Annotated in this window: 10 protein-coding genes; 5 read left to right on the top strand and 5 right to left on the bottom strand. The window is 63.4% G+C overall.

All coding sequences use genetic code 11. From position 1 onward, the window contains the following. Positions 1–106 precede the first annotated feature (106 nt). Both SOP85_RS29625 and SOP85_RS29620 read right to left on the bottom strand, forming a co-directional pair. Complete coding sequence (locus tag SOP85_RS29625) at positions 107–565, bottom strand: REP-associated tyrosine transposase (protein ID WP_323629226.1); 459 nt, start codon at positions 563–565, stop codon at positions 107–109. A gap of 218 nt (positions 566–783) precedes the next feature. Further along, positions 784–1,170, bottom strand: coding sequence for a nuclear transport factor 2 family protein (locus SOP85_RS29620; protein ID WP_323629225.1), 387 nt, complete (start codon positions 1,168–1,170; stop codon positions 784–786). Positions 1,171–1,430: 260 nt separating this feature from the next. Here SOP85_RS29620 and SOP85_RS29615 point away from each other — a divergent pair, with 260 nt between their 5' ends. Together SOP85_RS29615 and SOP85_RS29610 are read left to right on the top strand one after the other, a co-directional pair. Beyond that, complete coding sequence (locus SOP85_RS29615; protein WP_323629224.1) at positions 1,431–2,780, top strand: metal-dependent hydrolase family protein; 1,350 nt, start codon at positions 1,431–1,433, stop codon at positions 2,778–2,780. Between the two features lie 11 nt (positions 2,781–2,791). Then, positions 2,792–3,238 carry a GlcG/HbpS family heme-binding protein gene (locus SOP85_RS29610; protein ID WP_323629223.1) on the top strand — a complete coding sequence of 149 codons (447 nt, stop codon included), beginning with the start codon at positions 2,792–2,794 and terminating at the stop codon, positions 3,236–3,238. Here SOP85_RS29610 and SOP85_RS29605 read toward each other — a convergent pair. Further along, entirely contained in the window at positions 3,223–4,158 is a 936-nt protein-coding gene (locus tag SOP85_RS29605) for a LysR family transcriptional regulator (protein ID WP_323629222.1), read from the bottom strand. The genes SOP85_RS29610 and SOP85_RS29605 overlap by 16 nt on opposite strands. A 272-nt stretch (positions 4,159–4,430) precedes the next feature. Here SOP85_RS29605 and SOP85_RS29600 point away from each other — a divergent pair, with 272 nt between their 5' ends. Continuing rightward, complete coding sequence (locus tag SOP85_RS29600) at positions 4,431–13,067, top strand: GH36-type glycosyl hydrolase domain-containing protein (protein ID WP_323629220.1); 8,637 nt, start codon at positions 4,431–4,433, stop codon at positions 13,065–13,067. A gap of 27 nt (positions 13,068–13,094) precedes the next feature. Here the strand turns inward: SOP85_RS29600 and SOP85_RS29595 are convergent, their stop codons facing one another. Then, a complete protein-coding gene (locus tag SOP85_RS29595) occupies positions 13,095–13,274 on the bottom strand; it encodes a hypothetical protein (protein ID WP_274078081.1) in 180 nt (59 codons plus the stop codon). Between the two features lie 148 nt (positions 13,275–13,422). Here SOP85_RS29595 and SOP85_RS29590 point away from each other — a divergent pair, with 148 nt between their 5' ends. Both SOP85_RS29590 and ampC read left to right on the top strand, forming a co-directional pair. Continuing rightward, a complete protein-coding gene (locus SOP85_RS29590; protein WP_274078080.1) occupies positions 13,423–14,151 on the top strand; it encodes a Crp/Fnr family transcriptional regulator in 729 nt (242 codons plus the stop codon). A gap of 14 nt (positions 14,152–14,165) precedes the next feature. After that, complete coding sequence (gene ampC / locus SOP85_RS29585; RefSeq protein ID WP_323629218.1) at positions 14,166–15,323, top strand: class C beta-lactamase; 1,158 nt, start codon at positions 14,166–14,168, stop codon at positions 15,321–15,323. Positions 15,324–15,411: 88 nt separating this feature from the next. Here ampC and SOP85_RS29580 read toward each other — a convergent pair. Continuing rightward, positions 15,412–15,842, bottom strand: a 431-nt coding sequence (locus SOP85_RS29580; RefSeq protein ID WP_323629217.1) for a type VI secretion IcmF C-terminal domain-containing protein, incomplete at its 5' end; no start/stop codon positions are given.

Raw genomic sequence — 15,842 nt, 5'->3', positions numbered from 1 at the left:
CCTGTAGGAGCTGGCTTGCCAGCGATGGCGGCATAACGGCCACCACCGAATCGCCAGCAAGCCGGCTCCTACGGATTTGTGTCATACCAAAATTCAGCAACCACCCCTACAACCATTTGGCGTCCCACAACGGGTAATCATGTACTCGCCGGACAAGGCCGGCGCGTATGGGGTTGGCGATGACGTACCGGGCAACCGCCAGTAGATCCTCTTCGTAGCGAATGGCACGGTCGTGAAAGCCTTTTTGCCAAACACATCCTGTTCGCCCCAGGTGAGTATTGATCGCTCTTGCGCTGCGAGATTTGGTGGCCAGCATCAGCGCCGGCAAGGTGCCGTTCTTCAGCTCGACCAGCCAATGAAAATGGTCAGGCATGACCACCCAGGCCAGGGAATCCGCCTGGTCGTCAGTCTGTGCTTGTTGAAATTGCCGTACCAGGAGCCGCCCTGTCAGCCAATTGGTGAATAGCGGCTCGCGATTGCGGGTCACTGCGGTCAGCAGATAAATTTGCCCGGCTTGGGAATAGCGCCCGGCGCGCAGGCGATTGGCGTGGGGAAGATCAGGCATTCCATTGCCCTCCTGTGTTCAAAACCGAAACACAAGGCTAGTGCGCCAGGATGAAGAGCGTTGTCACAGTTTGGTTCTGGATGTGACTATTCGGACGTTATCGTCGGAACGCCGCCCGCAGCAAGCCGGCTCCTACAGATTCGTGTACCGCCCAACAATCCGCAGGCACCCGAAAACCTGTAGGAGCTGGCTTGCCAGCGATAGCGTGCTGAACGAATTCAGTTAGGCGCACGTGTCCCATGGAACGAGCTGATCTGCCAACCCTCTGCACCCAACGTCCAGACCTGCGTGGCAAAGCCGTCGCCGCGAATCGACTGCTCGCCACCGCGCTTGCGCAAGGTGTTGCATTGCGTGCCGGTCATCACCGCCAGGTGCTCGCCGTAGAAGCGGATCTGCAACTCGCCACGCTCAATGTCCAGATACTGCACGGCGCTTTTTGCGTACTCCAGATAATCCGCCTTGCCTTGCACCAATCCGGTGGTGTGCACGTACACCAGGTCATCGGCGAACAGCTCGGCGACGCGTGGGTAGTCTTCTTCAACCAGGGCCCGGCGGCGTTCCTGCTCAAGTGCCAGGAGTTGGTTTTTTACGGCTGCGGTGGTCATGTCAATGGCTCTCTGTGGGTGATGAGCGCGCACCATAGACTTGCAATCCGACCTGTAAAAAATCGTCGATCACGATGCCAGCCATCGCCACTCGCGATACCCACCCCCTGATCTCACCCTGCGCCGCAAAGGCCCCGCCCCTAGTGGGATTGAGCAGCTATCGACGCCATCAATACCCGGCCATTGATGCAAGTTGCTGGTGGCGCCCGTGGCCGCGCCCTAGCCTCACTTTGCATAACAATCAGCCAAGTGAAAACGCCATGAATGCCCTGCACCTCAAATGCCAGACCCTGTTCGACGGTACTGGCCTGCATACCCGTCAACAGCAAACGCTGGTCGTGGAAAACGGCCTGCTGACCTACGTCGGCCCGACAGCCATGGCGCCGCAGCCACAAGCGGGTGACAGCATTGTCGATGCCGGCGATAACTTTGTCATGCCAGGCCTGGTGGACGTGCATACCCACCTGGCCTTCGGCAACGCGCAGAGTGAAGAAGACATCGATATCTGGACCAGCGACGAATTCCGCGCGCTGCGTGGCATGTTCTTCGCCCAACATGTGCTGGCCGCCGGCGTGACCAGCATGGTTTGCCCGGGCGATAGCGGCCAGCTCAGCATTTCAGTGCGCAACGCAATTGCCGCTGGCCTGTTCGAGGGTCCGCGCATCGCGGCCAGCAGCCGGGTCATCACCAATCGGCAGAGCCTCAATGACTGGTTTCCGAGCCGCGTAGGGGCTCCGGAATACTTCACCGCGCGCCTGGTTACCAGCCGCAGCGAAGCCCTGGCAGAAATCCGCAAGCAGGCGAAGGATGGCGTAGACCTGATCAAGATCGCCATGGACGGCACCCATCGTCGCCCGAACGGCGAAATCATCGCGGCGTTCACCGCCGAAGAAACCTACGAGATGGTCGAAGAAGCCCATCGCCTGGGGTGCAAAGTAGCGACCCATGCCTATGGCCGTGAAGCGGTGATGTACGCCGCACGCGCGGGTGTCGATCTGGTGTTCCACGCCTTTTACATGGACGACGACTGTATCGAGGCCTTGCTCGAAGCGGGCAGTATCCTCGCGCCGACCATGACCTTCCCGCAGAACACCGTGGATTTTTGCCAGCCCCACGACCCGGCCATCACCACCGGGTACGCCGGTTACTGCGCGCGGACGCTGGAAGTCGGTTCGGCGGTGCTCAAACGTGCCAAGGCGGCCGGTGTGCCGTTCGCCTGTGGCAGCGACAGCGGTTTTGCCGTGACGCCTTATGGCGAGTGGCATGCCCGTGAGCTTGAACTGCTGGTCACGCGCCTGGGCTTCACGCCCGCCGAAGCCCTGTATGCCGCCACCGCCACCGGTGCGCGCTGCATGCCCCGCGGTGAAACCATCGGCTCCCTGGAAGTGGGCAAGCAAGCGGACTTCCTGTTGCTCGACGGCTCGCCGCTGCACGACATCCGCATCCTCCAGGACCGCTCGCGCCTCAAGGCCGTGTACAAGGCCGGTCAGCCGGTGCGCATGGAACGCAACCCCTACAACCCCAAGCAAGTGTCCGATTTCAACTCGTTGAAGTGGACGGACCTGTACACCCGCGACCGGGTTGCCCAACTGGGCAAGTGGGCCGTATGAGGATCGATATCATGCACACACTTGATCTGACCACAGCCACCCAGATCGCCAGCAGCGCGATCCGCATCGCCCGGGAAACCGGGCTCACCCCCCTGGCCGCCGCCGTGCTGGATGCAGCGGGTCATCCGCTGGCGGTCCTGCGCGATGAACAGGCCAGTTTCCTGCGCCCGCAGATCGCCACCGGCAAAGCGCGGGGCTGCCTGGGAATGGGCTTCGGCGGACGGGAACTGGCACGGCGTGCGCAAGCCATGCCGGCGTTTTTCGATGCGATCAACAGCTTGACCGGCGGCGAGGTGATTCCGGTGGCTGGGGGTGTGCTGATTCGTAATGCTGAGGGGAAGATTCTCGGCGCCATCGGCATCAGTGGCGACACTTCGGACAATGATGAGCGCTGCGCCGTACAGGCCATCGACCAGGCCGGTTTGGTAGCAGATACCGGCGATCAGCCAGCGGGGTGATCAAGCGACGCGGCCTGCTCCAACAGCAGGCTGCGAAACCACATCAGCGCCGGGTCTCGTTCCTGATACGGGTGCCATTGCAGCACCTGTACGGCGTCCGGAAAAGCCAGCGGTGCAGGGTGAATGCGCAGTGGATAACGCTGGGCGAATCGCTCTGCCTGCCGGCGAAACACGGTGGCAATTCGCGCGGTACCGACAATGAACTCCGGCATCAGCGCGAAGCTTTCAACAGCCACCGCCACCCGCCGATGAACACCCAACTCATGCAGATGCACGGCATCCATGGCCAGGTTTCGCCCGTCGGCGAACTCACGCACCACATGTTCGGCGGCGCAGTAGCCCGTCAGGCTCAAACCCTCGGCGAACTGCGGCTGCTGCGCACAGACGATGCAACACAGCTGGTCACTCATCAAGGGTACGTGGGGGTAAGCAGGATTCAACCTGCGCTGCGGCACGATCACACAATCACTGCGCCGATAGTCGAGCGCTTCGCTGACCACGTCACCATCGCGCGGCACAGGCAAGTCGCGCAGGCTCAAACGCACACCCGGTGCGACGCGCGCCAATGCAAGACTGACCGCTGGCAACAGCACCCCGGCCACGTAGTCCGAAGCCACCAGGGTAAATTGCCGGGTACAGGTGGCCGGGTCGAAATTCATCGGTGCATCGATAATCTCCCGCGTCAGGGCGAGGGCTTCCTGCACTTTGGGCATCAGCTCCAGCCCCAAGGCGGTGGGTTCCAGCCGCCGCCCGACCTGCACCAGCAACGGGTCATTGAAATGCTCGCGCAAACGTCCAAGCGCCGAGCTGGTTGCCGACTGGCCCAGGCACAGTCGTTCAGCGGCCCTGCTGACGCTGCATTCGCTCAACAGGGCATCAAGCGCTACCAGCAGGTTCAAGTCAAGACGTCGATACCGCATGCTGTTTCCGCTGCAAATGGATGGCAGTGGCAACTCTAATGACCCGGGTATAACTCCCACCAATCGCGTGCCGCGTTAGCTGGTATCGCGACGCAAGATACCTGCCTACACCGCCTATGTTCGCTACCGAACAGACTTCGCCCCCCTGAACACTTCACACTCGTCGGTGGAATGCTGCGCCCGGCGGCGCAATGCCCCGCACACCTAGCCTGGCGTAGAACCGCCTTCATTCCACATGCGCCCTGCCCTGCGCAGGTCGTACGAAGGATTTCATGGAAAATATCCTGACTCGCACACTGTCCAGCCTTTGGCGCTCACCGGCCATCTGGCTCAGGTGGAGTGCCGCGCGGCACAAGTTCGAGTACGAGCCCATCCTGCGTTCCGACCTGTTCAATGCGCAGCAGATGGCCGACCACGGCATCGTCCTGGCCCGCCAACATGTGCTTGGGCGTCTTTCCAGAAAGGACGCCTTGCTCGGCCGCCTGACCGACAACCAACTGCTGCTGGAACGTAGCTGCGCAGCGCTCAAGACCGTGCAACAGTCCAGTCGACGCGCCACCCCGGCGGCGGAATGGCTGCTGGACAACTTCTACCTGATCGAAGAAAACATCCGCACCGCCAGGACCCACCTGCCCGACGGCTACAGCCGCGAGCTGCCACGCCTGGCCGAAGGGCCCTCGGCAGGCCTGCCGCGGGTCTACGACATCGCCCTGGAAACCATCGCCCACGGCGATGGCCGGGTCGATGCGCCGAGCCTGGATTGTTTCATCGCCTCGTACCAGACCATCACGCCGCTGACCCTGGGCGAGCTGTGGGCCATCCCGATCATGCTGCGCCTGGCGCTGATCGAGAACCTGCGGCGCGTGGCGTCCCGGGTCATGGCCAACCGCGATGACCGCAACCTGGCCGATGACTGGGCCGATCGCCTGATCGAAATGGCCGAGCGCGACGCCAAGAGCGTGGTCTTGACCGTGGCCGACATGGCGCGCTCGGCGCCACCGATGACGCCAGCCTTCGTGGCCGAACTGGCGCGCCGCCTGCACGGGCAAAGCGCCGCGCTGATCTTGCCCATGGCGTGGATAGAACAAACCCTCGGTGAGGCCGGCCTGACCGTTGAACGCCTGGTGCAGATGGATGCCCAGCAGCAATCCGGTGACCAGGTGTCCATCAGCAACAGCATCGCCAGCCTGCGCTTGCTGGCAGCGACCGACTGGCGCGAGTTCGTCGAGCTGCTCAGCCATGTCGAACAGGTCTTGTGCACCGACCCGGCGGGCGTCTACGCGAACATGGACTTCGCCACCCGCGATCGCTACCGCCATGTGGTCGAACGTCTGGCCCGGCATTGCGTGCAGTCTGAGGCCCAGGTGGCAGAAGCCGCCATCGAACTGGCCAACACCCCACAACCCGCCGGAGTGACCGGACACGTGGGCTATTACCTGGTGGCTGACGGGTTGTTCAGCCTGGAGCAGGCGCTGCACGCCAGCGTGTCGCCGCTAGAACGCTGGAAGCGAATGCTGCAGAGCGCCCCGCTGAAGTTCTACCTGTGCCCTGCTCTGCTGCTGACATTTTTGTTGGCCTGGCCCTTTCTCAGCAGCGCTTATCACAGCGGCACACCCATCTGGGGCCTGGTCCTGCTCGCGATCCCCGCACTCTTGATGACCAGCCGCCTGGCTATCGGGCTTGTCAACTGGCTGGTGACCCTCACCGTCGCCCCGTCGCTACTGCCCCGCCTGGATTACAGCAAGGGCATACCGACCGAGGCACGAACGCTGGTGGCGGTGCCGACGATGTTTGCCAACGCCGGCGACATCGAAGCCCTGGCGGAAGGCCTGGAAGTGCGCTTCCTGGCCAATCGCGATGACAACCTGCATTTCGCCCTGCTCAGCGACTTCATGGACGCCCCCGCCGAGGTGATGCCCGAGGACGGCGAACTGCTCACCCTGGCGCGCCAACTGATCGAGGCGCTCAACCACAAGTATGCCGATGGCCAGGGCGACCGGTTCTTCCTGCTGCACAGGCCCAGGCACTGGAGTGCTACAGAGCGGGTATGGATGGGGCATGAGCGCAAGCGCGGCAAACTCGCCGAGCTCAACGCATTGCTGCGAGGCAAAGGCCGGGAGCGTTTTGCCTTGATTGTCGGTGATATCGCGCCCCTGGGTGCGGTGCGCTTCGTCATTACCCTGGACACCGATACCTTGTTGCCACGGGATGTCGCGCGCCAGTGTATCGGCACCATGATGCACCCGCTGAACCATCCGGTATTCGATGAAAAGAGCGGCAGGATCGTCAGCGGTTACGCCATCCTCCAGCCACGGGTGGGCATCAGCCTGCCCAGCACGGCACGCTCGACCTACGCCCGCCTGTTTGGCAGCGATGCCGGTATCGACCCCTATACCCGCGCCGTCTCCGATGTGTACCAAGACCTGTTCCACAACGGTTCCTTCATCGGCAAGGGCATCTATGCGGTCGACGCCTTCGAACAGGCGCTCGAGGGTTGCCTGCCCGACAACCGCATCCTCAGCCATGACCTGATCGAAGGCTGCTATGCCCGCTGCGGACTGCTCAGCGATGTGCAGCTGTATGAGGAATACCCGTCGCGCTACAGCGCCGATGCCAAGCGCCGCCACCGCTGGATTCGCGGCGACTGGCAAGTGCTGTACTGGGCCCTGCCGTGGGCCCCGAAACCCCAGGGAGGGTTCGCGGCCAATCGCCTGAGCAACCTGGCCCGCTGGAAAATCTTCGACAATCTGCGCCGCAGCCTGGAACCAGGCGCCTTCCTCGCGATGCTGGCATGGGGCTGGCTGGGTACGAACGAGGCCGCCTCCTGGACGTTGGCGGTGGTGATACTGGTCTGCCTGCAACCCGTGCTGCAGTCGGTGCTGGCACTGGTGCAGAAAGCGGCCGATATTCCATTGGGGCAACACCTGACGGCGGCCCTGCACACCTCGGGCCAGCATTTCATGCGGGCGCTGTTGTCGATTGTCTGGCTGCCCTCCGATGCGTTGCTGAGCTTCGACGCGATTGGCCGCTCGCTGTGGCGCATGCTGATCAGCAAGCGTCGCCTGCTGCAATGGCAGCCTTCCCGTGAGGTGGAGCGCTCCAGTGGCAACGATCTGGCCGGCATGTATAAAAGCCTGTGGATTGCTCCTGCTTTGGCGCTGCTGCTGTTCGCGGCCCTGCTCTCCTCTCCCCATGTACTCGCACTCGCGGCACCTTTGCTGCTGGTGTGGCTGGCGAGCCCGGCGATTGCCTGGTGGATCAGCCTGCCGACCACACCGACAGGGTTCAGTCCATCCGCGCAGGACCTGCGCTTCCTGCGCATGCTGTCACGCCAGACCTGGGCGTTCTTCGATCGTTATGTGGGCCCTGAGGACAACTGGTTGCCGCCGGACAACGTCCAGGAAATACCCAAGCCGACCATTGCCCATCGGACTTCACCGACCAACATGGGCATGGCCTTGCTCTCGCACCTGGCGGCCCACGATTTCGGCTATCTGAGCAGCGGGCGCCTGCTTGAACGCATCAACGCCACCCTTGAATCCATGGCCGGCCTTGAGCGGCATCAGGGGCACTTCTACAACTGGTACGACACCCAGACACTGCAACCGTTGGCACCTCGGTACGTATCCACCGTCGACAGCGGCAACCTGGCGGGCCTGTTGCTCACCGTGCGGCCGGGGCTGTTGGGATTGATTGACACGCCCCTGTTCGATCGACGCAGCCTTGGCGGCCTGGGCGACACTCTCGATGTGCTGCAACAGGCGTTGGAAGGTGCGGGCCTCAATGACCGTGCCGTGCTCGAACTGAGGGCGAAGGTGGAATCGGCCAGCGTTCAGGACAACCTCCTGCAACTGCTCGATCAGGCACAGGCCCTGGCGATCGACAGCCCGACCAGCGCCGCTGAAGAAGTCCACTACTGGCTGCAGGCATTGCAGATGCAGTGCGCGGATCTGCGCGCAGAGTGGCTGCGCTTCGAGCTACCGCGGGCCAAGGCCCCGGTACTCACCCTGCGGCACATGGCCGAGCTCGATTGCACCCTGTGGCTACCCGCCGATCAGGCGCAAGTGCAGGCGGTACAAGCCCTGGCTCGCGCCCGAATCAGCCAGCTCGAGCACCTGGCCGAATTGTCCGCGTCTCTGGCGAGCATGGACTTCACCTTCCTCTACGATGCCCAGCGCGACCTGTTCTCGATCGGCTACAACGCCGACGAACGCCGGCTGGACAACGGCTATTACGACCTGCTCGCTTCCGAAGTGCGCCTGACCAATTTCGTGGTCATCGCACAGGGCCAGCTGCCGCAACAGGCCTGGTTCACCCTCGGACGCTTGCTCAGCAACAATCGCGGGGTGCCGGTGCTGCTGTCCTGGTCCGGCTCGATGTTCGAGTACCTGATGCCCAACCTGATCATGCCCAGCTATGAAGGCACGCTGCTGGAGCAGACCTGCCGCGCGGCCGTGGCCTTGCAGATCGAGCATGGCAACCAGCTGGGCATCCCCTGGGGCGTGTCCGAGTCGGGTTACAACACCCTGGACGGCCACTTCAATTATCAGTATCGGGCCTTTGGTGTGCCTGGCCTTGGCCTCAAGCGCGGGCTGGCCGAGGACACCGTGATTGCGCCGTACGCCAGCGCCCTGGCGCTGATGGTCGAGCCGCAAGCGGCCTGCCGCAACCTGCAACGCCTGGCTGCCCAGGGCTCGGCGGGGCGTTATGGCCTGTACGAAGCGGTCGACTACACCGAGGCACGCCTGCCCCGGGGCCAGCGTTATGCGGTGGTGCGCTCGTTCATGGCGCACCACCAGGGCATGAGCCTGCTGGCCTTGACCAGCCTGCTGCTGGACCGGCCCATGCAGCGCCGATTCGAGTCGATTCCGGCGTTTCAGGCGACCCTCTTGCTGCTGCAGGAACGCGTGCCGAAAACCGCTGCGCCCTACCTGCATACGACCCACGACCCTGCCACGGGGGACAATGCCGGGACCCAGGAAACCAGGCTTCGCGTGTTCGCCGATCCCGGGCGCAAGCGCCCCGCCGTCCAGCTGCTGTCCAACGGCCGTTATCACGTGATGCTCAGCAGTGCCGGCGGCGGTTACAGCCGCTGCAACGACATCGCCGTGACCCGCTGGCGTGAAGATGCGACCCGCGACAACTGGGGCATGTTCTGCTACCTGCGCGATGTCAGCAGCGGCGTGTTCTGGTCCTCGGCGCACCAGCCGACCCTGCACCGGCCTGAAAGCCATGAGGCGATTTTCAGCGATGCCCGGGCCGAGTTTCGGGTTCGCGAGCTCGACTTCGATACGCACACCGAGATCGTCGTGTCGCCCGAAGACGACATCGAATTGCGCCGGCTGCACATCACCAACCGCGGCCGCGTACGGCGTAGCGTGGAGATCACCACCTACGCCGAGGTGGTCCTGGCGCCGGCCATCAGTGATGCCATGCACCCGGCCTTCAGCAACCTGTTCGTGCAGACCGAACTGCTGCCGGCGTTGCAGGCTATCGTCTGCACCCGCAGGCGCCGTTCCACTGAGGAAGCCGTGCCCTGGATGTGCCACCTGATGGCGGTCCATGGCGCGGACATCGACGCGATTTCCTACGAGACCGATCGCGCACGCTTCATCGGCCGAGGGCGCGACGTTGCCGCACCGGCGGCGCTCGATGGCCACGTCCAGCAGCTGTCCGGCACTGCCGGTTCGGTGCTGGACCCGATCGTCGCGATCCGCTGCCGCATTGCCCTGGAACCCGGGCAAACGGCGACCATCGACCTGGTGACCGGCGTGGCGGACAGCCGTGAGGGTTGCCTGTACCTGATCAACAAATTCCGCGACCGTCACCTCGCCGATCGCGTCTTCGACCTGGCCTGGACCCACAGCCAGGTGTTGCTGCGCCAACTCAATGTAACGCCGGAAGATGCCCGCCTGTTTGAACAGATGGCCGCGTCGATCCTCTACGCCAACGCCTCGTTGCGCGCGGAAAACAGCGTATTAATGGCCAACCGACGCAATCAATCGAGCCTCTGGGGCCAGGCGATCTCCGGCGACCTGCCCATCGTCCTGCTGCAGATCGCCACCGTCGAGAACATCGAGCTGGTGCAGCAGATGGTCAAGGCCCATGCCTACTGGCGACAAAAAGGCCTGATGGTCGACCTGGTCATCTGGAACGAGGACCAGGCCGGCTATCGCCAACAACTCCAGGACTTGATCATGGGGGTGGTTACCTCCGGTAGCGAAGCCTCGCTGATTGACCATCCCGGGGGCATCTTCGTGCGGCCGGCCCAGCAGTTGTCGAACGAGGACCGCACGTTGATCCTGTCGGTGGCGCGCCTGGTGCTGAGCGAAAGCAAAGGCAGCATTGCCGAACAGTTGCAGCGGCGTCACGCCAGCCCGGTGTCCCCGGCGCTGGTCCCCACCCTCAAGCGCCAGGCCAAGACTACGGCGACCACTGCCCTGCCCGCCCTCGACGGTTTGCTGCTGGGCAACGCCTATGGCGGCTTCAGTGCCGATGGCAGCGAGTACGTCATGACTCTGCAGCCTGGCAAGCCGACGCCGGCGCCATGGGCCAACGTGTTGGCCAACCCGCACTTCGGCTCGGTGATTTCCGAAAGCGGTGGCGCCTACACCTGGATGGAAAACGCCCACGAATTTCGCCTGAGCCCTTGGCAGAACGACCCAATCACCGACGCCAGCGGCGAGGCGATCTATGTGCGCGATGAAGAAACCGGGCATTTCTGGTCGGTGACGCCACAGCCTTGTCCCGGTACTGGCGAGTACCGCACCCGGCACGGCTTCGGCTACAGCGTGTTCGAGCACGATGAGGACGGCATCCACACCGAGCTGTGGGTGTATGTGGCGCTGGATGCTTCGATCAAGTTCTCGCATTTGCAGATTCGCAATCGCTCAGGTCGCCCGAGGCGCCTGTCGACCACCTGCTACGTCGAGTGGGTACTGGGCGACCTGCGCAGCAAATCGGCGATGCATGTGGTGACGGAAGCCGACCCTACCAGCGGCGCATTCTTCGCCAGGAACGCCTATTCGATCGAGTTTGGCGAACGGGTGGCGTTCCTCGATACCGACTCGACCGACACCAGCATCAGCGGCGATCGCACCGAGTTCGTCGGCCGCAACGGCAGCCTCAAGGCACCCGCCGGACTGCAGCAGGCACGCCTGTCGGGCCGCACCGGTGGCGGCTTCGATCCTTGCGCGGCGATCCAGGTGGCCCTGGATCTCGACAGCGGTGAAGAGCAGGACGTGGTCTTCCGCCTCGGTGCAGCCAGGGACACGGCGTCCGCCCTGCGCCTGGTTCATCAATACCGCGGCCTGGCCGCGGCCACCGCGCAACTGGAGGTGGTACGCGAGCATTGGCGTTCGCAGCTGGACGTGATCCAGGTCCAGACCCCCGACCCGAGCATCGATGTGATGGTCAATGGCTGGCTGATGTACCAGGTGATCGCCTGTCGCTTCCAGGCCCGCAGTGGCTACTACCAGTCCGGCGGCGCCATCGGCTTTCGCGATCAACTGCAGGACAGCATGGCGATGCTCCATGCCGATCCCGTCAGCGTGCGTGCTCATTTGTTGCTGTGTGCGGCCCATCAATATGCCGAAGGCGACGTGCAACATTGGTGGCACCCCCCGCTGGATCGCGGTGTGCGCAGCGGCTGTTCCGACGATTATCTGTGGCTGGCGCTGGCGACCAGTCACTATGTCAGCGTCACTGGCGACCTCAGCGTGCTGGCCGAGCCCGTGGGCTACCTTGAAGGCCGCCCGCTCAATGTCGGGGAGGAGTCTTACTACGACCTGCCGGGCAAATCGCACCTCGAAGAAAGCCTCTATCAGCATTGCGTGCGCGCCATCGAACACAGCCTGCCGCGCGGCAGCCACGGCCTGCCCTTGATCGGCACGGGCGACTGGAACGACGGGATGAACCGGGTCGGCCATCTGGGCCAAGGGGAAAGCGTGTGGCTGGGCTTCTTCGGCTTTGATGTCCTGCAGCGCTTCGCCCTCACTGCCCAATTGCACGGCGACCCTGTTTTCGCACAGCGTTGTACCCAGCAGGCCGCCCTGCTGCAGTCCAGTCTGGAAGCGCATGCCTGGGACGGTGCCTGGTACCGGCGCGCCTGGTTTGATGACGGCCAGCTCCTGGGCTCGGCCAACAATGACGAATGCCGTATCGACTCGATCGCGCAAAGCTGGTCGGTACTCTCGGGAGCCGCCCCGCAAGCGCGGCGGCGCACGGCCATGGTCTCGTTGGAGCAGCACCTGGTACGCCCCGACACAGGCGCGGTGCTGCTGCTCGATCCGCCTTTCGACACAGGCACCCTGGAGCCCGGTTACATCAAGGGCTACGTGCCGGGCGTGCGGGAGAATGGCGGCCAGTACACCCACGCAGCGGTCTGGGCCGGCATGGCGTTCGCCGAGCTAGGCGACAACGCCAGGGCCTGGCGGTTGCTCGACATGATCAACCCTGCAGGGGGTGAAGTCGCCAGCCGGCTGGAGACCTACAAGGTCGAGCCCTATGTCATGGCGGCCGACGTCTATGGCACGCCGCCCCATGCGGGCCGCGGGGGTTGGACCTGGTACACCGGGTCGGCCGGCTGGATGTACCGCTTCATCGTCGAGTCATTGCTCGGCTTGCAGCGTGTCGGCACTGCATTGCATATCGAACCGCTGCTGGCGCAGGGCTGGCCTGGCTACACGCTGCGCTACCGCTATGGGGCGACGACCTACCATATCGATGTGCGCCCTGGCACGACCAGCACGCTGGTGATCATGCTGGACGGCGAGCTGCTGGGCCGGGAAGCGCTGCAATTATCAGATGACGGCAGGGACCATCAGGTACTGGTGACCTGCCCGGTAAAAGCGCAGCAGGCGCAAATGCCTGGCTGCGACAGAACCGTCGAGGCCGATCTTGAGCGCTGAGATCCAGCGCGCTGGGTGGAACAGGGTTCAGGCGTTACTGCCCGGGCCCTGGTGGTGCGGCTGCACCGCGTCGCTCAGTTTGCTGTGAACCGGTTGGTCGGCCGCCTGCCCGTGCTTGGGATGCAGGGGTGGCGGCGTGCTTTGTGGCTGCTTCGCAGTGGGCTTGCCAGGGCCCTGGCGAAGATTCGGGTCAATGTGTTTGCTCATGGCCATCTCCAACGTCCGGCGCTGCAGAGGCAGCGTCGCTCCCTTGAGCATTGCAGATGGCAGCGGCGACGTCGGTGCGTTGCCCCGCTTAGTGCGCTTTGGGGTAACCTGTCCCCCTCAGGGAATTTTCCCTCGAAGGGTGGCTGATATGTTCGCTGTACCCAAGCCACAACAGAACTACCTGCTGGCAGCGCTTCCGGCGTCATCGCTGGACCGCCTGCTGCCCCACCTCGAGCTGGTCGAGTTGCCCCTTGGCCAAGTGCTCTACGAGTCCGGCGGCGCCCTGCGCCATGTCTACTTCCCCACCGACTCCATCGTGTCGCTGTTGTACGTAATGGAGAACGGCGCCTCGGCCGAGATCTCGGTGGTCGGCAACGAAGGCCTGATCGGCGTTGCGGTCTTCATGGGCGGCGAAAGCACGCCGAGCCGCGCCGTTGTGCAAAGCGCCGGGCATGCCTACCGCCTGCCCGGCCAGCAACTCAAGGACGAGTTCAACCGCCACGAAGAAATGCTCCTGCTGATGCTGCGCTACACCCAGGCGCTGATCACGCAAATGGCCCAGACGGCGGTGTGCAACCGCCACCACTCCATCGACCAGCAGCTGTGTCGCTGGTTGCTGTTGTCCCTCGATCGCCTGCCCGGCAATGAACTGACCATGACCCAGGAACTGATCGCCAACATGCTCGGCGTACGCCGCGAAGGCGTGACCGACGCCGCCGGCAAGCTGCAGCGCCTGGGAGTCATCGAATATACTCGGGGCCACATCAAGGTCCTGGACAGGACTCGTCTCGAGGAGCTGAGTTGCGAATGCTACGCCGTGGTCAAAAAAGAAACCGAACGCCTGCTGCCCTACTTTCCAATGCGGCGCGACAAGTGAATGGAGCGATACCCATGACGGACACGGTCAATCTCGGAAGATTGAAGATTCTGGCCGCCTGCGTTGCGATGCTCGCGGCAGGCCAGGCCCTCGCCCAGGACCCGCTCGAATCGATCGTCAGCAACGCCGTGCGCCCGGTCATGCAAGCGCAAGGCATCGCCGGCATGGCCGTGGCCGTCACCCTCAACGGCAAACCGCACTACTTCAACTATGGCCTGGCCTCAAAAGAGACCGGCAGCCCGGTGACCCAGGACACTCTGTTCGAGATCGGCTCGGTCAGCAAAACCTACACCGCCACCCTCGCCGCCTACGCCCAGGCCACCGGCAAACTGGCATTGACCGACAAGGCCAGCAAGGTACTGCCGGCCCTGCACGGCAGCGCGTTCGACCACATCAGTGTGCTGCAGCTGGCCACCTACACCGCCGGCGGCCTGCCGCTACAATTCCCGGCCGAGGCGGATTCGGCGGACAAGATGCTCGGCTACTACCAGCAGTGGAAGCCGGCATACGCCGTCGGCAGCCACCGCCTGTATTCGAACCCCAGCATCGGTTTGTCTGGCTACCTCGCCGCCCAGGCACTGGGCCAGCCCTTCAATGTCTTAATGGAAAACACCTTCCTGCCCAAGCTCGGTCTGAAACACACCTGGCTCAACGTGCCGCAGGATCAAATGGCGCTGTATGCCCAAGGCTACAACAAGGCCGACAAACCCGTACGGGTCGGGCCAGGGGCGCTGGATGCCGAAGCCTACGGCGTGAAAACCAGTGCGGCGGACCTGATCGCTTTTGTCCAGGCCAACCTGCAACCGGCCAGCCTGGAAAAACCCCTCCAACAGGCGATCGCCTTGACCCATACCGGTTACTACAGCGTCGGCGACATGACCCAGGGGCTTGGGTGGGAGATGTATCGCTATCCGGTCACTCTCGATCGCCTGCTGGCGGGGAATTCGACGGCGATGGCCATGCAGGCGCATCAGGTTCAGTGGCTGAATCCGCCGCAACCGCAGGCTGAAGATGTGCTGCTCAACAAGACGGGTTCAACCGGTGGGTTTGGGGCTTACGTTGCGTATGTGCCAGCGAAGGATATGGGGGTTGTGATCCTGGCCAATAAAAACTATCCGAATGAAGAGCGGGTGAAGATTGCTCATCAGATATTGGAGTCTTTAGCCCTGTAGGAGCCGGCTTGCTGGCGATGGCGGACGAACAGCCGACACCGTTGTCGCCTGACGAACCGCTATCACCAGCAAGCCCTGCCCTCCATAATCAGAGCGGCACTTTTTCACCCTTGCCCAAAAAGATCTGCGTCGGCAACTTGAAGCCACGCAACTTGAGCAAGGCCATCGGCCCGGCCCCCAGTTCGGTGCGCAAGTACCAGGTCAGGCCAATGCCATCGGGCGCCTTGAGCACCATCCGAAAACGACTGTCGCCGTCGTCCAGTGGCGTGACCTGGGCTTGCTCCAGCAGGCGGATCAGGCCCCAGGTACCCGGGTAGTCGCCGAACAGGCGTTCGTTGGCCCGCACGCTGGTCCAGGTCAGGCTCGCGCCGGGGTATTGGCTGCGACCCGGCCAGTTGAAGCGCTGCCAGCTTTCCTTCTGGTTGAAATACTCGTGCTGTTCGCCGTTGAGGGTGAAAGTGGTCTGCACCACGTCGCGCACCGGTTTGCCTTGCAGTTCAAAACTCAGGCCCATGCCGC

Origin of the sequence: Pseudomonas sp. YuFO20 (assembly GCF_035064975.1) — a bacterium.
In the GTDB taxonomy this organism is placed as follows: domain Bacteria; phylum Pseudomonadota; class Gammaproteobacteria; order Pseudomonadales; family Pseudomonadaceae; genus Aquipseudomonas; species Aquipseudomonas putida_AE.
Note: the sequence above shows the minus strand (reverse complement) of the source record. Positions and strands in the feature narration are given on the sequence as shown.